This window comes from Nocardioidaceae bacterium (assembly GCA_018672315.1).
Taxonomy (GTDB): domain Bacteria; phylum Actinomycetota; class Actinomycetes; order Propionibacteriales; family Nocardioidaceae; genus TYQ2.
Window position 1 is genome coordinate 2,011,303 of record CP076053.1, and the last position, 21,904, is coordinate 2,033,206.

General features: G+C 71.9%; 23 protein-coding genes. 12 read left to right on the forward strand and 11 right to left on the reverse strand.

The window, feature by feature from the left end; all coding sequences use genetic code 11:
* Window positions 1-76: 76 nt before the first annotated feature.
* Window positions 77-838: an SDR family NAD(P)-dependent oxidoreductase gene (locus KLP28_09680; GenBank protein QWC83904.1), complete on the reverse strand. Its 762-nt coding sequence runs from the start codon at window positions 836-838 to the stop codon at window positions 77-79.
* A gap of 93 nt (window positions 839-931) precedes the next feature.
* On the opposite strand from KLP28_09680, the gene KLP28_09685 reads away from it, so the two are divergent.
* Both KLP28_09685 and KLP28_09690 read left to right on the forward strand, forming a co-directional pair.
* Window positions 932-1,165: a hypothetical protein gene (locus tag KLP28_09685; protein QWC83905.1), complete on the forward strand. Its 234-nt coding sequence runs from the start codon at window positions 932-934 to the stop codon at window positions 1,163-1,165.
* Between the two features lie 21 nt (window positions 1,166-1,186).
* On the forward strand, window positions 1,187-1,801 hold the full coding sequence (locus tag KLP28_09690) for a hypothetical protein (protein QWC83906.1): 615 nt from the start codon (window positions 1,187-1,189) through the stop codon (window positions 1,799-1,801).
* A 55-nt stretch (window positions 1,802-1,856) separates the two neighbouring features.
* Here the strand turns inward: KLP28_09690 and typA are convergent, their stop codons facing one another.
* Window positions 1,857-3,752, reverse strand: a complete 1,896-nt coding sequence (gene typA / locus KLP28_09695; GenBank protein ID QWC83907.1) for a translational GTPase TypA — start codon at window positions 3,750-3,752, stop codon at window positions 1,857-1,859.
* A 122-nt stretch (window positions 3,753-3,874) separates the two neighbouring features.
* On the opposite strand from typA, the gene KLP28_09700 reads away from it, so the two are divergent.
* From KLP28_09700 to KLP28_09720, 5 genes are all read left to right on the forward strand, one after another.
* Complete coding sequence (locus tag KLP28_09700; GenBank protein QWC83908.1) at window positions 3,875-4,498, forward strand: hypothetical protein; 624 nt, start codon at window positions 3,875-3,877, stop codon at window positions 4,496-4,498.
* A complete protein-coding gene (locus tag KLP28_09705; protein ID QWC83909.1) occupies window positions 4,498-6,354 on the forward strand; it encodes a sulfatase-like hydrolase/transferase in 1,857 nt (618 codons plus the stop codon). Before KLP28_09700 ends, KLP28_09705 begins: the two co-directional genes overlap by 1 nt.
* Before the next feature lie 84 nt (window positions 6,355-6,438).
* Window positions 6,439-6,864: a hypothetical protein gene (locus KLP28_09710; protein ID QWC83910.1), complete on the forward strand. Its 426-nt coding sequence runs from the start codon at window positions 6,439-6,441 to the stop codon at window positions 6,862-6,864.
* Between the two features lie 165 nt (window positions 6,865-7,029).
* Complete coding sequence (mshA, locus tag KLP28_09715) at window positions 7,030-8,325, forward strand: D-inositol-3-phosphate glycosyltransferase (GenBank protein ID QWC86907.1); 1,296 nt, start codon at window positions 7,030-7,032, stop codon at window positions 8,323-8,325.
* A 63-nt stretch (window positions 8,326-8,388) separates the two neighbouring features.
* Window positions 8,389-8,940 carry a YbjN domain-containing protein gene (locus tag KLP28_09720; GenBank protein QWC86908.1) on the forward strand — a complete coding sequence of 184 codons (552 nt, stop codon included), beginning with the start codon at window positions 8,389-8,391 and terminating at the stop codon, window positions 8,938-8,940.
* A 12-nt stretch (window positions 8,941-8,952) separates the two neighbouring features.
* On the opposite strand, the gene KLP28_09725 is transcribed toward KLP28_09720, so the two are convergent.
* From KLP28_09725 to KLP28_09735, 3 genes are all read right to left on the reverse strand, one after another.
* Entirely contained in the window at window positions 8,953-9,930 is a 978-nt protein-coding gene (locus tag KLP28_09725; GenBank protein ID QWC83911.1) for a hypothetical protein, read from the reverse strand.
* Window positions 9,931-10,097: 167 nt separating this feature from the next.
* A complete protein-coding gene (locus KLP28_09730; GenBank protein QWC83912.1) occupies window positions 10,098-10,775 on the reverse strand; it encodes a response regulator transcription factor in 678 nt (225 codons plus the stop codon).
* A complete protein-coding gene (locus KLP28_09735; protein ID QWC86909.1) occupies window positions 10,772-11,998 on the reverse strand; it encodes a two-component sensor histidine kinase in 1,227 nt (408 codons plus the stop codon). The genes KLP28_09730 and KLP28_09735 overlap by 4 nt, the downstream gene beginning before the upstream one ends.
* 141 nt (window positions 11,999-12,139) lie before the next feature.
* On the opposite strand from KLP28_09735, the gene phoU reads away from it, so the two are divergent.
* On the forward strand, window positions 12,140-12,817 hold the full coding sequence (gene phoU / locus KLP28_09740) for a phosphate signaling complex protein PhoU (protein ID QWC83913.1): 678 nt from the start codon (window positions 12,140-12,142) through the stop codon (window positions 12,815-12,817).
* A gap of 36 nt (window positions 12,818-12,853) precedes the next feature.
* Here the strand turns inward: phoU and KLP28_09745 are convergent, their stop codons facing one another.
* The 3 genes from KLP28_09745 to KLP28_09755 all read right to left on the reverse strand — a co-directional run bounded on the left by KLP28_09745 (window position 12,854) and on the right by KLP28_09755 (window position 15,087).
* Window positions 12,854-13,606: a phosphoglyceromutase gene (locus tag KLP28_09745; GenBank protein ID QWC83914.1), complete on the reverse strand. Its 753-nt coding sequence runs from the start codon at window positions 13,604-13,606 to the stop codon at window positions 12,854-12,856.
* A gap of 5 nt (window positions 13,607-13,611) precedes the next feature.
* Window positions 13,612-14,253, reverse strand: a complete 642-nt coding sequence (locus KLP28_09750) for a hypothetical protein (GenBank protein ID QWC83915.1) — start codon at window positions 14,251-14,253, stop codon at window positions 13,612-13,614.
* Between the two features lie 72 nt (window positions 14,254-14,325).
* Window positions 14,326-15,087 carry a UbiA family prenyltransferase gene (locus KLP28_09755; protein QWC83916.1) on the reverse strand — a complete coding sequence of 254 codons (762 nt, stop codon included), beginning with the start codon at window positions 15,085-15,087 and terminating at the stop codon, window positions 14,326-14,328.
* Between the two features lie 294 nt (window positions 15,088-15,381).
* Here KLP28_09755 and KLP28_09760 point away from each other — a divergent pair, with 294 nt between their 5' ends.
* Both KLP28_09760 and KLP28_09765 read left to right on the forward strand, forming a co-directional pair.
* Window positions 15,382-15,867 carry a CarD family transcriptional regulator gene (locus KLP28_09760; protein QWC83917.1) on the forward strand — a complete coding sequence of 162 codons (486 nt, stop codon included), beginning with the start codon at window positions 15,382-15,384 and terminating at the stop codon, window positions 15,865-15,867.
* Between the two features lie 92 nt (window positions 15,868-15,959).
* Window positions 15,960-16,241: a 2-C-methyl-D-erythritol 4-phosphate cytidylyltransferase gene (locus tag KLP28_09765; GenBank protein QWC83918.1), complete on the forward strand. Its 282-nt coding sequence runs from the start codon at window positions 15,960-15,962 to the stop codon at window positions 16,239-16,241.
* 19 nt (window positions 16,242-16,260) lie between these two features.
* Here the strand turns inward: KLP28_09765 and KLP28_09770 are convergent, their stop codons facing one another.
* Together KLP28_09770 and KLP28_09775 are read right to left on the reverse strand one after the other, a co-directional pair.
* Complete coding sequence (locus KLP28_09770) at window positions 16,261-17,001, reverse strand: 2-C-methyl-D-erythritol 4-phosphate cytidylyltransferase (protein QWC83919.1); 741 nt, start codon at window positions 16,999-17,001, stop codon at window positions 16,261-16,263.
* Window positions 16,998-17,900, reverse strand: a complete 903-nt coding sequence (locus tag KLP28_09775) for an alpha/beta hydrolase (protein QWC83920.1) — start codon at window positions 17,898-17,900, stop codon at window positions 16,998-17,000. The genes KLP28_09770 and KLP28_09775 overlap by 4 nt, the downstream gene beginning before the upstream one ends.
* Window positions 17,901-18,291: 391 nt before the next feature.
* Here KLP28_09775 and KLP28_09780 point away from each other — a divergent pair, with 391 nt between their 5' ends.
* Window positions 18,292-19,422, forward strand: a complete 1,131-nt coding sequence (locus tag KLP28_09780; protein ID QWC83921.1) for a hypothetical protein — start codon at window positions 18,292-18,294, stop codon at window positions 19,420-19,422.
* A gap of 108 nt (window positions 19,423-19,530) precedes the next feature.
* Here KLP28_09780 and ispF read toward each other — a convergent pair whose 3' ends face one another.
* Window positions 19,531-20,052, reverse strand: coding sequence for a 2-C-methyl-D-erythritol 2,4-cyclodiphosphate synthase (gene ispF, locus KLP28_09785; GenBank protein ID QWC83922.1), 522 nt, complete (start codon window positions 20,050-20,052; stop codon window positions 19,531-19,533).
* A 108-nt stretch (window positions 20,053-20,160) separates the two neighbouring features.
* Here ispF and KLP28_09790 point away from each other — a divergent pair, with 108 nt between their 5' ends.
* Entirely contained in the window at window positions 20,161-21,810 is a 1,650-nt protein-coding gene (locus tag KLP28_09790; protein ID QWC83923.1) for a molybdopterin-dependent oxidoreductase, read from the forward strand.
* Window positions 21,811-21,904 lie beyond the last annotated feature (94 nt).

Sequence of the window (21,904 nt, forward strand, 5' to 3'; positions counted from 1 at the left end):
GAGGGGTCACTTCTCGCGAGGGGTCACTTCCCGCGAGGGGTCACTTCTCGCGAGGGGTCACTTCTCGCGGACCCGTCTACTGCCCCACCCGGTGCACCTTGTGCTGGGCCGCCTGCGCGCGTGGCTTGATGACCAGCTCGTCGATGTTCACGTGCGCGGGACGGGTGGCGATCCACGCGACCGCGTCGGCGACGTCGGGAGCGACCAGCGGATCGGGTACGCCGGCGTACACCCCGGCCGCCTTGTCGGCGTCACCGTCGAAGCGGTTGAGGCTGAACTCTTCGGTCTCGACCATCCCGGGGGCGACCTCGCTGACCCGCACCGGCTGACCGCACAGCTCGAGGCGCAGCGTCTCGGTGACGACCTTCACGGCGTGCTTGGCGGCGGTGTAGCCGGCGCCGCCCTCGTACGCGACCCGCCCTGCGGTGGAGCCGACGTTGACGATCAGCCCGTCCCCCGAGGCGACCAGGGCGGACAGCAGGGCGCGGGTGACACGCACGAGGCCGAGCACGTTCACCTCGTACATCCACTGCCAGTCGTCGAGGTCGGCCTGCGCCACCGGGTCCAGGCCGCGTGCCCCACCGGCGTTGTTGACCAGCACGGAGAGCTCGTCACCGACCTCGGCTGCCAGTGCCACGACGTCGTCGTCCGAGGTGATGTCGCACGCGAGGGCAACGCCGCCGATGTCGGCGGCGAGCGCCTCGATGCGCTCGGTGCGGCGGGCCACGCAGATCACGCGGAACCCCGCGGACGCCAGCGCCCGGGCCGAGGCCTCACCGATGCCGGACGAGGCTCCGGTGACCACTGCTGTCCGTCCATCGATCTCCGCGCGCTCCATGGCTGCACGCTAGCCCCGGCCCCACCCCGGTGCGGATCTCAGCCCTGTGGATGAGGCCGGCCGCTGACCGGTGCCGGGCCCGACACTGGTCGCGTGGACGTCGTCGATGCGCTCTACCGCCTCGGTGGGGTGGCCAGTCACCGTGCGCTGATCGCGGCGACCTCACGTGGTCACGTGCGGGCAGCCGCCGAAGCCGGACGTATCGACCGCCTGGGTCGCGGCATCTACGCACTCCCCGGTCGTGACGACGTGTTCGCCCACGCGGCCCGACTGCACGGGGTGGCGTCCGCGGCGTCCGCGGCCACGGCTCTCGGTTGGCCGACCTGAGAGCCCTCACGGAGGCCGACAGTGACCGTTCCCTCCAAGCGCAACGTCGACCCGCGCCGGCGGCAAGGGGTGAACGTGATCTGGCAGGACGTCGAGGCGCACGGACTTGCCACGACACCGCTCCAGACCGTGCTCGACTGCGCGTCCCGCCTACCTCTCCACGAGGCGCTGGCCATCGCCGACTCAGCGCTTCGTGCGGGCGCCGTGGGAGAGCACGAACTCATCGAGGCTGCCTCCGGTCTCGGCAAGTCATGGCGGCGCCGTGCGCTCGAGGTTGTGAGAGCAGCCAGTCCGCTCGCGGACAATCCCTTCGAGTCGGTGGTGCGAGCCCACGCGATGGAAGTACCAGGGCTGCACCTGGTGCCGCAGGTGTTCATCCCCGGATACGGTCGAGCAGATCTCGCCGACGTCGATACGGCTCTGATCGTCGAGTGCGACAGCTTCGGATTCCACAGCTCCCGCGGCTCGCTGCTCAACGACATCGAGCGCTACAACCGGGCCGCCGGCCTGGCGCTCACTCTCGTGCGATTCGGCTACGAGCATGCGCACCAACCCGCCTACATCCAGGCGACTCTGGCCGGGGCACTGCATCCGGAACCACAAGAACAGGTGCGATCACGCCGAGAGGCCGCCTGACGCGGCATCCGGCCGATCGCACCTGTCCTTGTGGTTCGTGCTCCCGATGAGGAGGTCAGGCGCGCTTGGCCCGCGCCGCCGCGCGCCCGCGCTCGTTGGCGTCCAGGTGCACCTTGCGGATGCGCACCGCGTCGGGGGTGACCTCGACGCACTCGTCCTCGCGGCAGAACTCCAGGCACTGCTCCAGCGACAGCTTCTTCGGCGGGATCAGCTTCTCGAAGTTGTCGGAGGTGGAGGAGCGCACGTTGGTCTGCTTCTTCTCCTTGGTGATGTTGACGTCCATGTCGTCCTCACGGGAGTTCTCGCCGACGATCATGCCCTCGTAGACCTCGGTGGTCGGCTCGACGAACATGATGCCCCGCTCCTGCAGGTTGGTCATCGCGTACGCCGTGGCGGCACCCGCCCTGTCGGCCACCAGCGAGCCGTTGTGGCGGGAGCGGATCTCGCCGGCCCACGGCTCGTAGGACTCGAAGACGTGGTTGGCGATGCCGGTGCCGCGGGTCTCGGTGAGGAACTCGGTGCGGAACCCGATCAGTCCGCGAGCAGGCACCAGGAACTCCATGCGCACCCACCCGGTGCCGTGGTTCGTCATCTGCTCCATGCGGCCCTTGCGCACCGCCAGCAGCTGGGTGATCGCACCGAGATACTCCTCGGGGGCGTCGATCGTCAGCCGCTCCACGGGCTCGTGGCGCTTGCCGTCGATCTCCCGGATGACCACCTGCGGCTTGCCGACGGTGAGCTCGTAGCCCTCGCGCCGCATCTGCTCGACGAGGATGGCCAGCGCCAGCTCGCCGCGGCCCTGCACCTCCCACGCGTCGGGCCGCTCGGTCGGCAGGATCTTCAACGACACGTTGCCGACGAGCTCGGCGTCGAGCCGGTCCTTGACCAGCCGCGCGGTGACCTTGGTGTTCTTCGTCGGTCCGCGTCCCGCCAGCGGCGAGTTGTTGGTGCCGATCGTCATCGAGATGGCCGGCTCGTCGACGGTGATGAGCGGGAGCGCCACCGGGTTCTCCGGGTCGGCCAGCGTCTCGCCGATCATGATGTCGGGGATGCCCGCGATCGCGACGATGTCGCCGGGACCGGCCGACGTGCCGGGCTTGCGCTCCAGTGCCTCGGTCACCAGGAGCTCGGTGACGCGGACGTTCTGCGAGGAGCCGTCGCGCTTCATCCACGCGACCTGCTGCCCCTTCTTCAGGGTGCCCTCCTTCACCCGCACCAGCGCGAGCCGGCCGAGGAAGGGGGAGGCGTCCAGGTTCGTCACGTGGGCCTGCAGCGGCGCACCCTCGTGGTGGACCGGCGCGGGGATCGTCCCGAGGATCGTCGAGAACAGCGGCTCGAGGTCGGGGGAGTCCGGCAGGCCACCGTCCTCAGGCTGCTCGGTCGAGGCGCGCCCGGCCTTGGCGGAGGCGTACACCACCGGGAAGTCCAGCGCGTCCTGGTCGTGGCTGTCGTCGAGCAGGTCCATGAACAGCTCGTACGTCTCGTCGACGACCTCGCTGATGCGCGCGTCGGAGCGGTCGACCTTGTTGACGACGAGCACCACGGGCATCTTCGCGTTCAGCGCCTTGCGCAGCACGAAGCGCGTCTGCGGCAGGGGGCCCTCGGAAGCGTCGACGAGCAGCACGATGCCGTCCACCATCGAGAGGCCGCGCTCGACCTCGCCGCCGAAGTCGGCGTGGCCGGGGGTGTCGATGATGTTGATCGTCATCGGCTCACCGCCGGCGGCCGGACCGGCGTAGCGCACGGCGGTGTTCTTCGCGAGGATCGTGATGCCCTTCTCGCGCTCGAGGTCGCCGGAGTCCATGACCCGCTCGGCGACCCCCTCGGCCTGGTGCTCGGTGAAGGCGCCCGCCTGGTGGAGCATCGCGTCGACGAGAGTCGTCTTGCCGTGGTCGACGTGGGCGACGATCGCGACGTTGCGCAGGTCGGTGCGGGTGGTGGTCTCGGACACGACAGAACCAATCGAGAAGAGGATGAGTCAGCGGACCGGCCGGTCCAGAGGCGGGCGCCGACGCTCGTCGGGCCGCCGCGACCTGGGGAGTCTACGTGGGTGCGGGCCCGTACCCTGTCTCGGTGCCCTTCTCCGTCCTGGTGGTCTGCCTGGCGAACGTGTGCCGCTCCCCGCTCGGCGAGCGCCTGCTGACGCACCGTCTGGCCGAGCGCGACGTCGCGGACGCGTACGCCGTGCGCTCCGCGGGCGTCCGCGCGCTCGAGGGCAGGGCGATGTCGCCCCAGTCCGCGGTCGAGCTGGAGGCCCGCGGCGGCAGCGCCGACGACTTCACCGCCACCCAGCTCGGGAGGGAGCACAAGGGCAGCGACCTGGTGCTGGTGGCGACGCGCGAGCTGCGCAGCAAGGTGCTGGAGTCCTTCCCCGGGCTGATGAAGCGCACCTTCACGATCCGCGAGATCGCCGCCGTGCTCGCGCACCTGGCCGACCAGGCGCCCGAGCAGCTCGCCGCCGCGCAGAGCCCGGCTGACCTCGTACGCCTCGCCGCCGCCCACCGCACCGCTGTGACCCTCGGCGAGGAGGCCGACGTGCCCGACCCGATCGGCCGCTCCGACGAGGTGTACGCCGAGGTGGCCGCCCTCCTCGACACCGCCCTGACCGGGCTCGCCGACGAGCTGGCCCGTGTCGCTGTGCCCTCTCCGACCTCTCCTGCCGACGCGGCACGCGCGGCCTCCCCGAGCGCCGGCTGATGGCGACACGCAGGGGCCGCGCGCGCGGCCCCCTGACGGTCCTGGCCGCCATCGCGGCGCTGGCGCTCGTGGTCTGGTTCGCCGACGGCTTCGGCATCCGACCCGACGACGGGGCGGAGACCCGCAGCGGGTTCGACCGCACCGGCATCAACCAGCCGCAGCCCAAGCGCGAGGTGCCGCAGGTCGCGCTCGGCCAGGCCGACGCGGACGCCCCGAACATGCTCGTGGTGATGACCGACGACATGCGCTACGACGACCTGCGCTACATGCCGTTCACGCAGCGGTTCTTCGACCGCGCGGGCATCACCTTCGTCAACTCCTTCAGCCCCTTCCCGTGGTGCTGCCCGGCGCGGGCGTCGTTCATCTCCGGCCAGCTCGCCCAGAACCACGGTGTGCTGACCTCGAACGGCGACTTCGGCTTCGGCGTCTTCGACGACTCCCGCACCATCGCCACCGCGCTGCGCGAGGCGGGCTACAACAACGCGTTCGTCGGGCGCTACCTCAACGGCTACGGCAAGCAGCCCTCGTTCGTCACCGGCGGAAACTCCGCGCGCTACGTGCCCGCGGGCTGGGACCAGTGGCGGGCGATGCCGGGCCTGAACCTCGCGGGGGCGGACCCGCTGGCGGGTGGGCCGTTCCAGTACTTCGACACCACCCTCAACGTCGACGGCGAGCTGCGGCCGCACCCGCGGGAGTACCAGACCAACCTCCTCGGCACCGAGACCCGCGGGATCCTCGAGCGCTACTCCCGCGAGGCGCAGCCGTGGTTCACGGTGCTCGCGCCCTCGGCGCCGCACTGGGGTCTGCCGTACTGCGAGAAGGACGACCCCTGCGGCATCCTCAACGCCGACGGGCAGAAGCAGATCTTCCTCACCCCCGCCCGCCCCGGCTTCATCCGCGGCCAGGTCGACGACCTCACGCCGAAGGCTCCCGGCATCCCCGCCGACGGGTCCGACCCCGAGCCCGACATCTCCGACCAGCCCGAGTGGCTGCAGGAGCCCGTACGCACCGACGAGCAGCTCGAGGCCTACACCGAGCTCAGCCGGCAGCGCGGCGAGGCGCTGCTGATCCTCGACCGCGAGCTCAAGCGCACCGTCGACCAGCTGCGCGACGCGGGCGAGCTCGAGAACACGATCGTCGCGTTCACCTCCGACAACGGCTACTTCATGGGCGAGCACCGTGAGATGCCCGGCAAGATCAAGCCGCAGGAGCCCTCGCTGCGGGTGCCGCTGCTCATCGCCGGTCCCGGCATCCCGCGCGGCCAGCTGCGCTTCGACCCGGTGACCACCGCCGACCTCACCGCCACCCTGGCGGACTACGCCGACGCCACGGGCAACTTCACCTACCCGATCGACGGCCGGTCGCTGCGACCGCTGATCGAGCAGGGCGACCAGGGGTGGACGCGTCCGGTGCTCTACTCCGGCCACATCCCCGACATGGACGCCACCGCCGCCGGCCTCGACACCGTCTTCGACACCGAGCGCGACGGCATCGGGGTGCGTACGCCGCGGTGGAGCTACGCCTGGTTCCGCGACGGCTCCGAGGCGTTCTACGACCTCGACAACGACCCCGACCAGCTGCGCAACCTCGCCGACGTCCCGGAGTTCGCGGGCGTGAAGGACCGTCTCCGCGGCCTCGCGGTCGACTACCGCGACTGCTGGGGCGAGGGCTGCAACACCCCGATGCCGGGGGCGTTCCAGCGTGATCCCGAGCAGCTCGCCGCCGCCACCGAGTCTCAGCTGCGGCGTACGCGCTCCTACACCGACGCCGGCGCCTGGGTCGAGGTCGCGACGAACCGTGGCGTACGCACCCGCCTCGGTATCGAGGGCAACCCGGTCCGCCCGCGCCGTCGCTGACCCGTCCGACGCGCCCGCGGGGCCGCCGGGTCCAATCGGAGTGTTCGGTGTATGGACCGGCCTCGCGGGGGACAGGATGGGGCCATGACGTTCTCGATCCACTTGGGCCGCATCGGAGCCTGGCTCGCCGTGGGTGGCGGCAGCGCCTGGGTGGGGCTGGCGCTGCTGAACCTGATCTTTCAGGACAACTCCGTGCTGCTGATCCCGCTGAAGGTGCTCGGAGCGCTCGGCCTGGCGCTGGCGCTGGCGATCTTCGGCAAGGACCTCAAGACCGATCTCGACTACTGGCCCAGCTGGGGCCTCGGCGCGGGCCTCGCGATCCTGTTCTCGTTCCTCTGGGCGTTCTACGCCATCCAGACGACGAACGTCACCCAGGGCGGCGGCAGCACCAACTCCACCCCGTCGCAGATCTTCATCGCGTACGCCATCCCCGGTGCCCTCGGCCTGGTGTTCGGCGTCCTCGGCCTCAGCCAGCGTCGCGGCGTGCAGGGCCTGACGCCGAACCTCTGAGGGCGACCGGGCAGACTCGGGAACATCCCGTTCGCCCGCTGTGTTGGGTCGGCCGGAGCACAGGGCAGTCGAGGAACATCAGGTGGGTACGTGCGCGAGGCGACCGACATGGGCACAGCGGCACACGTGGACACCAGCAACGACCCGCACCCGATCGTGGGCGGGATGAGCCGCGATGTGCGCCGCGTCGCGATGGTCAGCCTGCACACCAGCCCGCTGGAGCAGCCGGGCACCGGTGACGCCGGCGGCATGAACGTCTACGTGCTGGAGCTGGCCAAGCGCCTCGCGCAGGCCGACGTCGAGGTCGACATCTTCACGCGGGCCACGTCCTCGGACCTGCCCGCCGCCGAGCGCGCTGCGCCCGGGGTGACCGTGCGGCACCTCGTGGCGGGCCCGTACGAGGGGTTGACCAAGTCCGAGCTGCCCGCGCAGCTTTGTGCGTTCTCGCGCGAGCTGCTGCGCGCCGAGGCCGTCCGCCCGCCGGGCTGGTACGACGTCGTCCACTCCCACTACTGGCTCTCCGGCCAGGTCGGCACCCTGGCCCGCGACCGGTGGGGCGTGCCGCTGGTGCACGCGATGCACACGATGGCGAAGGTGAAGAACGAGGCGCTCGCCGAGGGCGACACCCCCGAGCCGTGGTCGCGGGTGATCGGGGAGGAGCAGGTCGTACGCGCCGCCGACGTGCTCGTCGCCAACACCGACGCCGAGGCCAAGCAGCTGATCGACCTCTACGACGCCGATCCCGGCCGCGTCGAGACCGTGCACCCGGGCGTGGACCTGCTGCGCTTCCGACCGCGGCCGGCCGAGCAGGCCCGCGCGCGCCTCGGCCTGGCGCAGGACGCGATCGTGCTGCTCTTCGTCGGACGCATCCAGCCGCTGAAGGGCCCCGACGTGCTGCTGCGCGCCGCCGCCCGGCTCCTCGAGCGTCGCCCCGAGCTGCGCGACCGACTCGTCATCCCGGTCGTCGGCGGCGCCTCGGGCACCTCGCTGGAGCACCCGCGGCGGCTGCGTGAGCTCGCGGTGAGCCTCGGCATCTCCGACCTGGTCTGCTTCGAGCCGCCGGCCGGACGCCTCGAGCTCGTCGACTGGTACGCCGCCGCCACCCTGGTCTGCGTGCCGTCCTACAACGAGTCCTTCGGGCTCGTCGCGGTCGAGGCCCAGGCCACCGGCACGCCGGTCGTCGCCTCCGCGGTCGGCGGCCTGACCACCGCCGTCCGCGACGGGCGCACCGGCATCCTCGTCGAGGGCCACGAGCCCGAGGCGTACGCGGCCGCCTTCGAGCGACTCGTCGACGCTCCCGCGTTGCGGGCCCAGCTCGGCAGGGAAGGAACGGCGTACGCGGCAGAGTTCGCCTGGGAACGCACCGCCGGCGAGACGCTCGATGCGTACCGCCGGGCCCAGGAGCACCTCTGGCGCGACGACGCCCGCCACCCGCTGGCGAGTTCCGTCGCCGGCTGCTGAGCCCGCACCGCCACCGCACCCCACCGGATCCGAGGAGCGACCCAGCCCGTGACCGAGTCGGAGATGACCCGCGAGACCCCCCGTGACGAGCTGCCGCCGCAGGCCGAGGAGGCCGCCGCCACGTTGCGCACCTACCTCGAGGACGCCGAGGTGGAGTGGCAGGAGATCGCGCTCGGCGTCTTCACCGTCGACCTGCCGGGCACGCGCAAGCTGACGACCCCCGTACGCCTCGACGTCGGCGCGCACGCCCTGGCCGTGCACGCCTTCGTGTGCCGCCAGCCCGACGAGAACCACGAGGGCGTCTACCGCTGGATGCTGGAGAAGAACCTGCGCACGTACGCGGTCTCCTTCGCCCTCGACCACACCGGCGACATCTACCTCGACGGTCGCGTGCCCCTCTCGAGCGTGACCGCGGACGAGCTCGACCGGGTGCTCGGGTCGGTGCTGGAGTACTCCGACGGCTCCTTCAACACCCTCCTCGAGCTGGGGTTCGCCAGCTCGATCCGCAAGGAGTGGGAGTGGCGCAACCTGCGCGGCGAGTCCACGAAGAACCTCGAGGCCTTCCGGGGCTGGCTCGAGAAGGACGACCAGGCGCCCCGGGACGACGCGCACTGATCCGTACGCCTGTCAGGCCCAGGACTCTCGCCCCATGACTGGCGCACGGGTGAAGGGCCGGCCGAGCTGCCACCGCCGCGGTCGCGACGCCTCGTGCGCTCGGGCGTACGCGCGAGACAGCCTGTCCGCGACATCGAGCGGTCTCGTCATGTCGGGTGCCGTCACGCGGACGGGCTCCAGACCGAGCTCCCGATAGAGGTCGTCCTTCTCCGCGTCCCGGGACCGGCGACGGGCGCCTGCGTGCACGAGGCCGTCGTACTCGGCGACCAGGCCGGACACGGGCTCCAGCAGATCGGGCACCGCGACGTGTCGTCCGTCCGCATCGAGGATCCACACGTTCACCAGCGGAGGTGGCAGCGCCGTGTCGAGCACCCAGAGCAGCCGCAGCCGCGACTCCGGCGGGGAAGCGCTGCCGGCAGCGGCCAGCGTCATGACGCGCTCGACCTGCTCCCGCCGCGGCAGCCGGCGTCTCGAACGGACGTGGGCGATGACCCCTGCCAGGGAGCAGAGCTGTGCGGCCATCGCCATGTCGACGGCCACCACGGCCTCACGGCGACGGCCGGCACGAAGCTCGCTCGAGACGTGGTCGAGCAGGGTCATCGACGCGTCGACGACAGCCAGACCTGCTACCTGATGCAGCTCGCCGTCGAGGTCCCGTCGCAGCCATCTGACACCTGGCCGCGACCGCGGGTTCGCGTGGGCCGGAACCGTGACGTCGACCGGTCGCCCGGAGCCGGTGAAGTACGTCGCGCCTCTGAGTCGCAAGGCGCCCCAACCGGTGACCGCTCCGTGCGGGGGCATGGCGGGCGCACGCTCGACCACCCTCTGCTCGGGCGTGTCCGGCCGGTCCGTCGGCACGAACAGTCCTCCGCCGGTGGGAGTCCAGCGTGGCCCGTACGCAGCGCCCCGAGTCGGGCCGTCGACGTCGCCGATGCCGCACGGCAGGCGCACGTCGAGCTGATCGAGACGTGGCGTGAACGGCTGATCCATCCGCCCGTCGTGGGGCTGCCCGTGCCATCGACGCTCCTGGTCGGGCGCGCTCTGTGGACAGCTGGCCGTTGACCCGTGCACCAGTCAGGCGTACGCCCCGACGAACCTGACGCACGCACGGGTCAGTGCGCCCGCCAGCCGGAGGGGTGTGCGCGGGGAGGCCGACCTCACCCCTCGTATTTGTAGCCCAGCCCCCGCACGGTGATCAGGTGCACCGGCGCGCCGTCACCGGACTCGATCTTCGAGCGCAGCCGCTTCACGTGCACGTCGAGGGTCTTGGTGTCGCCGACGTAGTCGCTGCCCCAGATGCGGTCGATGAGCTGCCCACGGGTGAGCACGCGGCCCTGATTGCGCAGGAAGAACTCCAGCAGCTCGAACTCCTTCAGCGGCAGACGCGTCTCCTCCCCGCGGACGTGCACGGTGTGCCGCTCCACGTCCATGCGCACCGGGCCGACCTCGAGCAGGTCCGGCACCAGGTCCGGCTCCCCACCGCGACGCAGCACCGCGCGGATGCGGGCGGCGAGCTCGCGGGGGGAGTACGGCTTGGTGACGTAGTCGTCCGCGCCCAGCTCGAGCCCGACGATCTTGTCGACCTCGTCGTCCTTCGCGCTCACCATGATCACCGGCGTGCTGGACGTCGCCCGGATGTGGCGGCACACCTCGGTGCCGGGCAGGCCGGGCAGCATCAGGTCCAGCAGCACGATGTCGGCGCCGTCGCGGTCGAACTGGGCGATCGCGTCGGTGCCGGTCTCGGCGACGGCGACGTCGAAGCCCTCCTTGCCGAGCATGTAGGACAGGGCGTCGGAGTAGGACTCCTCGTCCTCGACGACGAGCACACGCGTCATGACTTCTCCTGGGAGGTGAGGGTCGGCAGGACCTCGGGGGTCACAGCGACCGGGGAGGCGCCGTCGGAGGCGCCGTCGTCGGTGACCTCGGCGTCACCGTCGGGCTCGCCCGCGTGGTGGCGCGGGAAGGACAGGGTGAAGGTGGACCCGGCGTCGACCTCGGACCAGACGCGTACGTCGCCCCCGTGGCTCGCCACCACGTGCTTGACGATCGACAGGCCGAGCCCCGACCCGCCGGTCGTACGCTGCCGCGCGGGGTCGCAGCGGTAGAAGCGCTCGAAGATGCGGTCCTGGTCCTCCGGACCGATCCCGATGCCCTGGTCGGTCACCGTGACCTGGATCCGGTCGCCGCGTTCGCGGGCCGCGATGGCGACGCGGGAGCGGTCGGGGGAGTACGCGATCGCGTTCGAGACGAGGTTGCCCACCGCGAGGCCGAGCTGCTCGGCGTCGCCGTACACCGCGAGCCCCGGGGTGCCCCCGTGCACCAGGTCGATGCCGCGGGCGGAGGCGTCCGTGGAGTGGGCGTCGATGACGCTCGCGACGACGGCGTCGAGCTCGACCAGCGTCGGCTCGGACAGCGGGTCGTCGGACTGCAGCCGGGAGAGGTCGATGATGCGCTGCACGAGCGCGGTCAGCCGGTCGGACTCCCGGTGCATCCGCTGCGCGAACCGCTGCACGGCCTCGGGGTCCTCGGCGGCGTCCTGCACGGCCTCCGACAGCAGCCGGATCGCCCCGACGGGCGTCTTCAGCTCGTGGGAGACGTTCGCGACGAAGTCACGGCGCACCGCCTCGACGCGGCGCTGCTGCGTACGGTCGTCGAGCAGCACCAGCACCCGCCGCCGACCGAGGCGCCCCACGCGGGCCCCGACGACACGGTCCGGCCCACCGTTCGCGGTGATCGAGACCTCGGTCTCGCGGACGCGCCCGTCGCGGCGGACGTCCTGCACCAGCGACGCCAGCTGGGGCAGTGCGAGCCGTCGCCCGCTGACGATCCCCGTGCCGTACGCCGAGGCCGGCGCGCTGACGACCACGCCCTCGGCGTCGAGGACGACCGGCGCGGATCGAAGCACCTCGAGCACGGACCCGACGCCCTCCTCGCGGGCGTGGTCGGTCGCCTGGCGCGTCCGGTCCTCCGCGTCGGGGTCCGGGCGGCGTCCGCCCGTCACGAGCACCGTGACGAGGGCGCCCAGCAGTGCGCCGGCGACGAGACCGGCGAGGAGCAGGGCGAGGGACGTGGTCACGTGACCGCAGCGTACGCAGATCCGACGACCCCCTGCGCGCCGAGGCCGGGGCACCGAGGCGTGTTCACCACGCGTTCACGCAGGCGACAGGTGCCGGTGCGCCCTCACCGTATGCTCGGCACCATGCGCGACATCTTCCACGATCAGCTCGATTCCGTCACCGACGGCCTGGTGACGATGGCCGAACTCGTCCGCAAGGCGGTCGACCAGGGCACCCGAGCCCTCCTCGACGGCGACGCCACGATCGCCGAGGAGGTCATCTCCGGCGACGCGGCCGTCGACCAGTGGCGCGAGCAGATCGAGCAGACGTGCTTCGAGCTGATGAGCCTGCAGCAGCCCGTCGCCACCGACCTGCGTACGCTCGTCGCCGCGCTCCGCATGGTCGCCGAGCTGGAGCGCATGGGAGATCTCGCCGTGCACCTGGCGAAGATCGCCCGGCTGCGGGTGCCGGAGTCGGCGGTGCCCGAGGACCTCGTGCCCGTCGTCGAGCGCATGGGCACCATCGCGGAGCTGATGGTCGCGCGCGTCGGGATCGTCATCGAGCGGCGCGACGTCGAGGCGGCGCGCGACCTCATCGAGATCGACGAGGAGATGGACAAGCTGCGCCGTCGTACCTTCCGCGAGGTGCTGGACTCCTCGTGGGACCACGGCGTCGAGCCGGCCATCGACATCGCGCTGCTGGGCCGTTACTACGAGCGCATCGCCGACCACGCCACCTCGATCGCGCGCCGGGTCATCTTCCTGGTCACCGGGGAGCAGACCCCCCGCGGCGAGCTGGTGCCCGAGGGCCTCAGCGGCTGAGCGGCGCCCGGGCCGTCGAGCAAGCCGGACCGGGGTCTACTTGCCCTGGTTCTTGACCTGCTCGATCGCGTCCTTCGCGGCCTCGGGGTCGAGGTAGCGGCCGCCCTTCTCCACGGGCTTCATCTGCTCGTCGAGCTCGTAGACCAGCGGGATGCCCGTGGGGATGTTGAGGCCCACGACGTCGTCCTCGGCCATGTCGTCCAGGTGCTTCACCAGCGCCCGCAGCGAGTTGCCGTGCGCGGCGACGCAGACGACCTTGCCGGCGCGCAGGTCGGGCACGACCGCGTCGTACCAGTACGGCAGCATCCGGTCCACGACGTCGGCCAGGCACTCCGTGGCGGGCATCAGCTCCGGCGGCAGGTCGGCGTAGCGCGGGTCGCCGTACTGCGCGTACTCGTCGTCACGCTCGATCTCCGGCGGGGGCGTGGAGTACGACCGGCGCCAGGTCATGAACTGCTCCTCGCCGTACTTCTCGCGGATCCGCGCCTTGTCGTTGCCCTGCAGCGCGCCGTAGTGGCGCTCGTTGAGGCGCCAGTGGCGGCGTACGGGGATCCAGTGCCGGTCGCACGCGTCGAGCGCGAGCTGGGCGGTGACGATGGCGCGCCGCAGCACCGAGGTGTGCAGCACGTCGGGCAGCAGGCCCTCCTCGGCGAGCAGCTCGCCGCCGCGGGCCGCCTCCTGGCGCCCCGTGTCGGTCAGCGGCACGTCGACCCAGCCGGTGAACAGGTTGGCTGCGTTCCACTCGCTCTCGCCGTGACGGAGCAGGACCAGCGTGTACGGAGCGCTCATGACGCTCAGCCTTCCCCGCCCTGCCCGTTCTGACCACCCTGGCCGGCGCTCTCCTCGGTCTCCAGAGGCGGCGTGCCGCCGTCACCGCCGGCGCCGAGCTCGAAGACCTCGCCCTCACCGGGCGGGATCTCGATCTCCACCGCGGAGTCCCCGGAGTCGGGGCCGAGGTTGGCGTACGTCGCGTCCTCGGTGGAGACGACCACCGCGGCGAAGGAGACCGCCTCCGCCTCGGAGAAGGTGTAGCGCAGGTTCACCAGCGCCCCGGCGACCAGCTCGCGGCCGCTGACCAGGATCGGGTCCACCGAGGCGAGGTTGACCAGTGAGCCGGGCGCCAGGTCGATCTGGTTCTCGAAGCCCACCTCGAGGTTGCTGTCGTCGCCCGCACCGGAGATGTCGGTGACGGCGTCGGGCTGGGTCTGGGTGTTGTTCACGAAGGTCACCACCAGACGGCCCTCGCCGGAGTCCTCCCCGACGACCACGACGGCGTTGAGCACGTCGACGGTCGAGGAGCGGAAGTTGGTGCCGACGGCGGGCTGGTACACCTGGTTGGTCTGCGGGTCGAACCCGCAGCCGACCAGTGACGGGCTGATCGCGAGAAGGGCGGCGGCGGCGATGCCGCGCACGGCTCGACGGGAGGGCTGGGCCACGGTCAGGTCCTTTCGGCGCGCGGTCCGCGCAGTCGTCACGAGCGGCAGCAGCCTAGCGTCCCGGCCCGGACCTCATCGGCCCAGCCCAGGACCCAGCAGCACGTACGCGAGCCCGGCGGTCACGAGGGCGACGTACACGACGGTCGCTGCGAGAAGGCGGGTGGCGCCGATCCTCAGCCCCAGGCGCAGGGGGAGGTGGGTGACGTCGCCGCGGTGGTCCGCGACCAGGTCGGGCAGGGCGCGCAGGAAGTGGACGCCCACGCCCAGCAGCGCGGCCAGCACCACCGCGGCGGTCGTGGGGACGGACCCGTGGGTGCCGCCGCCCACGCCGCCGTAGGAGAGGAAGAACGGCAGCAGCGCGTACGACGCCGCCCACGGCAGCGGCGAGAGCACCGAGGCCCGCAGCGCGAACGTGCCCACCGCCGCGACGGCGAGGAAGCCCAGGTGGAAGAGGCCGGCCAGCGTGCCGTTGGTCAGCGACAGCGGCACCACGAGCAGCACCAGCAGGGCGATCATGAACGTCGCGTTGCCCTTGATGAGCCGCCCGTCGGCGACGGGCTTGCCGGGGCGGCCCACCTCGCGGTCCGTACGCCGGTCCGCGACGTCGTTGAGCACCGCGAGCAGCAGCTGACCGGTGAAGGCGGCTGCTGCGGCGAGGAGCACCCCGAGTGCCGTCCGACCGCTAATGGCGGCGACCAGCGCGATCGCGGCGGCGAAGGCGGCCGCGGGCACCGGCCTGGCCACCCAGAGCAGGCCGAGCAGCTGGCTGTGGTCCTCGGGGGACTTCTCGCCGGTGTGCTCGGCGGCGTGCGAACCCGTCGCGGTAGTGCTCATGGCGCGATTGTGCCCCTCGTGCAGACGATCACGCCGACCGGACGTGACCTGCGCCTCGTGCACTCGTTGTGGTTGTGAGCGACAATGGAGACAGCACGGTGCGGATGACCCGGACGGGTCATCCGCGCATGGTCCTGACGGGTCGTACGGCCTGGTCCGAGCCCCTGACACCGACCCGCGCGGAGCACGTGCGAGACCCCGCTGTCAAGCCCGGATCAGCCCTCTGACCTGCACGGATGGGGATGCATGACGCCGACCGGCGTGTTAGACTAGTCACGCGAAAGGGGATCATGCATGACATTTACCGTGGGTGAGACTGTCGTTTACCCGAATCACGGCGCCGCTGTCATCGAGGACATCGAGATGCGGCAGATCAAGGGGGAGGACCGGCAGTACCTGGTTCTTCGCATCATCGCTCAGCAGGATCTCGTGGTCAGGGTGCCGGCGTGCAACCTCGACCTCGTGGGAGTGCGCGACGTGGTCGACAAGGAGGGTCTCGAGCGCGTCTTCGACATCCTCCGTGCCGAGCACACCGAGGAGCCGACCAACTGGTCGCGTCGCTACAAGGCGAACCTCGAGAAGCTGCACTCCGGCGACGTGATGAAGGTGTCGGAGGTCGTGCGCGACCTGTGGCGCCGGGATCGCGACCGGGGCCTGTCGGCGGGTGAGAAGCGGATGCTGGCCAAGGCGCGCCAGATCCTCGTCTCCGAGCTGGCCCTGGCTGAGTCGACGAACGAGGACAAGGCCGAGACGCTGCTCGACGAGGTTCTCGCCTCCTGAGCACGCCTCCATGTGACGAAGCCCCCGGCCCTCGGCCGGGGGCTTCGTCGCGTCCGGGGCCCGGGTCCGAGTGCGATGACTGCGGTGCGCTGGTGGCGCGTCCAGGGATGCACCTGACCGACGCGGTCGCCGAGCGACTGCGGGTCGCCCTGGCCGACGCGGCGGGGCCCGTGGTGGGCGTACGTCCCGTGACCGACACCGTCAAGCAGGTCGACGCCGACGGGTTCGTCCGCGGCACGGTCGACCGCGAGGGGTTGCGTACGCCGGTCGCGGTGGCCCTCCCCGCCGGGACACCAGCGGCGGGGGACTTCGACACCTGTCTGCGCGAGGCCCTCTCGAGCACGCCGGTGCTGGTCGAGCTGCCCGACTCCTGAGCGCCCGAGCCGGCGTCGCTCAGCCGGAGCCCTCGTCGGGCGTCGCGGACCCGCTGAGTCGCACTGCCCGCTCGATGTCTCCGGGCCAGGTGATCTTCAGGTTGGTCGCTTCGTCGGGCACGGTCGCGACGCGGCACCCGCCCGGGTGGCGCTCCAGGTACGACGCGGTGTCGGTGCCGGCGAACCCCGCGGTGGCCGCGCTGGCGTACGCCTCGAGCAGGGCGTCGGCACGGAACGCCTGAGGGGTGGAGACCCCGACCAGGTCCTCGTGCAGCACGGGCCCGTCCGAGTCGGCAGAGCCGTCCGACCCCGGGGCATCTGCGAGGGTCGCCCCGAGCGAGCGGGCGGGCAGCGCGCCGCCGTGGGCGGCGGCGGCGTCCAGCACGGCCGTCCACAGCGCGGTCGAGGCGAGCGGTCGGGCTCCGTCGTGCACGGCGACGAGGCGTACGCGACCGGCCTCGACGTCCTCGGCCAGCACCGCGAAGGCGGCTCGCTCGGAGCTCGGCCGGTCGGCGCCGCCGACGACGACGGTGGCGCCGGGGGCGTACGCGTCGGCGAGCTCGCGCACCTCGGCGACGTCGGCCTCCCGCGCCACGACGACGACGCGGACCACCGAGGGCAGCGAGGCGACCGTACGCAGCGAGTGCGCCAGCACGGGCGTCCCGGCGAGGTCCAGGAGCACCTTGTTGCGCTCCGCCCCCACCCGCGATCCCGATCCGCCGGCGAGCACGACGGCTGCTGCGGGCTCCGGCTCGGTCACGGCGCCGGCTGCCGGGCGAGGACCCCTTCGACCAGGTCGCACAGGGCGCCGGTGACGAGCTCCTCGCGCTCGAAGGGGAGCATGTGCCCGGCGCCGTTCGCGACGGTGAGGACCGCCCCGTCGATGCCGTCCGCGATGCGACGGGCGTGGCTCAGCGGGGTGAGCAGGTCCCGTTCGCCGACGAGCACCTTGACCGGTCGGCCCGAGAGCACCGGGAGGGCGTCGTACACGTCGTGGTCCATCATCGAGTCGTAGAAGCCGCGCATCGTCGCGGGCGGTGAGTTGATGACGCCCTCGACGGTCTGCGCGTGGTCGCGCAGCCGCATCGGGGTGCCGAAGACGAAGCGGCGCACGACGAAGGACTCGATGGTGGGCGTACGCATCCGCGCCGAGACGGTGTACATCTTCGACCGCAACGCCAGCACGAGCGGGATCTGCGCGCGCACGAGCTTGCCGGCCTCGGGCAGCCCCAGGGTGACGGTGTCGAGGTCGCCGGCGGAGGTGTTGACCAGCGCCACGGCCTTGACCCGGTCGCGCACGACGTGCGGGAACTCCCGCGCGAACGTCATCACCGTCATGCCGCCGATCGAGTGCCCGGCGAGCACGAGCTCACCGGTGGGGGCGTGGTCGGAGATGACCGCGTGCAGGTCGCGGGCCAGGTTGATCAGCGTGGCGTCGCGGTAGCGCGTCCGCTCGCTCCTGCCGTGGCCACGGTGGTCGTAGGCGATGACGCGGACGCGCTCGCCGAAATGACGGCGCAGATCGCGCAGCTGGTAGTTCCACGCCTCGCGCGTCAAGACCCAGCAGTGGGCCAGCACCAGGGTGACGTCGGCGTCGGGCGGGCCGTCGACGTCCACGTGGAGCCGGAGGCCGTCGTGGGTCGTGGTGTGAACGTGCACGGGTCTGCCTCTTTCGCCTGTGACGTCGTGTCGCGGTCGATGACGCTACAGGTGCCCGTGCTGCGCAGCGCCTGAGCATGGCCGAGCGAGCGGCTGAGGACGTCTCAGGAACATCTCGCGACGTGGACGGACGGGCGCCTTCGACTGCCGCGCCATCTATCCGGGTCCTCTCGACGGTCAGGGCGTCGCTGCAGGTCAGGCGGCGTGTCGCCGAGGGCGGCCGCGGATTGGTGCAGGTCCTGTGGGGTGGCCCACGCGGTCTGGACGTGTCCGTTCCGTGACCTTTCGGAACTGTGGTGGGTGCCGTCGCCCGACCGGGTGGCGACAGCCCCCGAGAGGGCGGCAGACAAGGTCCACGAAGGACGACGATCGACACACCTGGAGGTGTGAGATGAACGCTCGTACGACGTACCGCTCCCTGGCCGCAGCCGCGGTCGCCGGCACCATCGTGCTCGGTGGCGCCGGATCCGCGCAGGCCGACGACTTCTTCGGCACCAGCACGCAGTCCGGCGACGCCGAGGCCCCCACCAGCATCGGCGGCCTCTCGGTCTCCGGCAGCTCGAGCTCGAGCTCGCAGTCCAGCGACTCCTCGACCTCGACCGACGAGGACGGCACCGAGTCCGACAGCAGCTCGCAGAGCTCGAGCAGCGAGTCGACCTACGACCTCGGCACCGGCGGTGTCGACGTCGACCCGGGCGCCGCGTTGTCGCAGCAGAACGAGACCGAGGGTGACGAGGACGAGGTCGACGGCTCGAGCAGCCGCAGCGGCGACGCCCGCTCGCCGGTCCAGGTCGACGGCCTGTCCGGCTCGTTCACCGACGACCGCTCCTCGGCCAGCGAGGACCGCTCGTCGGAGACCGACGAGGACGGCACGTCCTCCAGCACCGAGCGTCGCGCCGATGACAGCTCCACCCGCGGCGGCTTCGACTCCGGGTCGCTCGACCTGAGGCCGTTCGCCCAGTTCGAGGACTTCTACTCCTCGAGCGCCGACGAGGACGGCGAGGGCTCGGTCGACTCCCAGCGCGAGGGTTCTGCGGGCATCCCGTTCGCCTACGAGGGCGGCTCGTTCGACTTCGTGCAGGAGCGCAGCCAGGCCACCGAGAGCAGCGAGACCGACTCCGACGAGGACGGCTCGACCACCGTCGAGCGCTCGGACCAGGATGCGACCGGCTTCGGCGTGCAGGGCGAGTCCGGCGACGCGGCCGGCACCCCCGGCGGCTTCCTGCTGAACGAGTCCGGCTTCTCGACCGACGACGACGGCGAGGACAGCGACGGCGAGGACCGTACTCGCCTGGGTGCCGAGGGCCCGTTCGTCTACGACGGGTTCCGACTCGTCGAGCGCGACGTGAGCCAGTCCTCCGGCGAGGAGACGGTCACCGAGACCGACCAGGACGGCACCGAGTCCAGCTCGTCGAGCGACGCCGAGGAGTCCGACAACACCCGCGACCTCGGCTTCGAGGGCTTCGACGGTCACCCCTCCGGTGCTTTCGACACCGAGGACGGATTCTCGTTCGACCGGTGAGGGGGCGCTGAGCGGCCGCGCAGATCAGGCTGATCGATCCGCGCGTAGCGCTTCAGCCGGCCCGGGGCGGCTACGGCCGTCCCGGGCCGGTGTCTGCGTGCACAAGGGTCAGCCCGGCGTGACCGACTGCACGAGCGCCGTCGCCACGGCGGCGACCCCCTCGCCGCGACCGGTGAGGCCGAGCCCGTCGGTGGTGGTGGCCGAGAGCGAGACCGGCGCCCCGACCGCCGCGCTCATCGCGTCCTGCGCCTCCGCGCGGCGTACGCCCAGCCGTGGCCGGTTGCCCACGACCTGCACGGCGACGTTGCCGACCTCGAAGCCGGCCTCGCGGACGCGGCGAACCGTCTCGGCCAGCAGACTCGCCCCCGAGGCGCCGGCCCACTGCGGCTCGGCCGTGCCGAAGTGGGTGCCGAGGTCGCCGAGGCCCGCCGCGGAGAGCAGCGCGTCGCAGGCGGCGTGGGCGGCGACGTCGCCGTCGGAGTGGCCGGCGAGGCCGGCGTCCTCCTCGGGCCAGGCCAGGCACCCGAGATGCATGGGTACCCCTGGCTCGAGGCGGTGCACGTCGGTGCCGATGCCCGTCCGGGGGAGCGCGGGCGGGGCGGGTCGCTCGGTGGTCCGCTCGGTGGTCATGGAGCCATCATGGAGCCCCGGGCGCCCGGGACGGCCAAGCCGCGACGGGGCGTACGACGAACCACCGGTATGACCGACGTGCCACCGCCCGGGAGTCATGATCGAGTCATGTCAGCCTCCACCCCCGTCGAGCAGACGCCCGCACCGCCGCCAGGATCCGCGCAGCCTGACGCGCCGGCCTGGCCCTGGCTGGTCGCCGGTGCGCTCGCCGGGGTGCTCGGGCTGTTCGTCGCGACCTGGGCGACGTCCGCGTTGACCGCACGGGCCTCGCCGGTCGAGGCGATGGCCGAGCTCGCCATCGAGCTGACCCCTGGCCAGGCAGCGGTTGCCGCCGTGGAGGCCACGGGGTCGCTGGACAAGCCCCTCCTGATCGGCGGGATCGTGCTGGTCGCGGTGGGGGCGTGCGCGTACGCAGGGTTGCTCCGACGCCGGTCCGGCGGGCTCTCCTCCGGTCTGCTGGCCGCACTCGGCGTGCTGGCCGGCATCGCGGTCGTCGCCCGCGACGGGGCGTCGCTGACGGCGTTGGCGCCGGTGGCGCTCGGCCTGATGACCTGGCTCTTCGCGCTGACCGTGCTCACCAACCCGCTGGCACGGGCCGAGGCGGCCCGTCGCGGCGGCGCCGGAGGTGCCGGAGGTGCCGGTGGCGGTCGGCGCCGTCTGGTCGCCCACGACGGCGGTCGCCGCTCGTTCCTGGCACGGGCCGGCCTCGCGGTGCTGGCCGCCACCGGCCTCGGCATCGGATCGACCAGCGCGGCGCAGGACAGGCGCCAGGTCGACCGGGTGCGGCGCAGCCTGACGCGTACGCTCCGCGCCACCGCCGACGTCACCCGCGGCACCGTGCCCGCAGGTGCCGAGCTGCCGTTGGAGGGCCTGGGCCCGTGGCGCGTGCCCAACCAGGACTTCTACCGCATCGACACCGCCATCGTGCTGCCCGAGGTGCGCATCGAGGACTGGTCGCTGCGCATCCACGGCATGGTCGACCGGGAGGTCACCCTCAGCTTCGACGACCTCACCAGCGGCCGCTTCGGCGACGCGTTCGAGGACTGGGTCACCATCGCCTGCGTGTCCAACCCGGTCGGCGGCGAGCTGATCGGGAACGCCTGGTGGTCCGGCGTACGCATCGCGCCGATCCTCGCCGAGCTCGGCGTCTCCGCCGACGCCGACGCGGTGCTGCAGACCTCCGTTGACGGCTGGAACTGCGCCACCCCGCTCGAGGCGCTCACCGACGACCGGTCGGCGCTGCTGGCGTACGCGATGAACGGCGAGCCGTTGCCGGTCGAGCACGGCTTCCCGGTGCGGATGATCGTGCCGGGCCTCTACGGCTACGTCTCGGCGACGAAATGGATCACCGACATCGAGGTGACCCGCTTCGACGCGGTGGAGGCGTTCTGGACCGAGCGCGGCTGGGACGAGCGCGGGCCGATCAAGACCATGTCGCGCATCGACGTGCCCCGGTCGGGGGCGGAGGTGTCGGCCGGGGAGGTCGGTCTCGGCGGGGTCGCGTGGGCGCAGGGCACGGGCATCGAGCGGGTGGAGTACCAGCTCGACGGTGGCCCCTGGCGCGAGGCCGAGCTCGGTGCGGTGCCCGGCGTGGACACCTGGGTGCAGTGGTCGGCGCGGGAGAGCGTCGAGCCGGGGGAGCACGACGTACGCGTCCGCGCCACCGACAGCTCGGGCTACACCCAGACGCGGGTGATGAAGGACAACTTCCCCGACGGTGCCACCGGCTGGGACGGCCTCTCCTTCACCGCCACCTGACGAGAGGGCACACAATCCCCGCGAGAGGGCACAAAGCTTCCGCGAGAGGGCACACAATCACGCGTCGTCCCGTGATTTTGTGCCCTCTCGACGT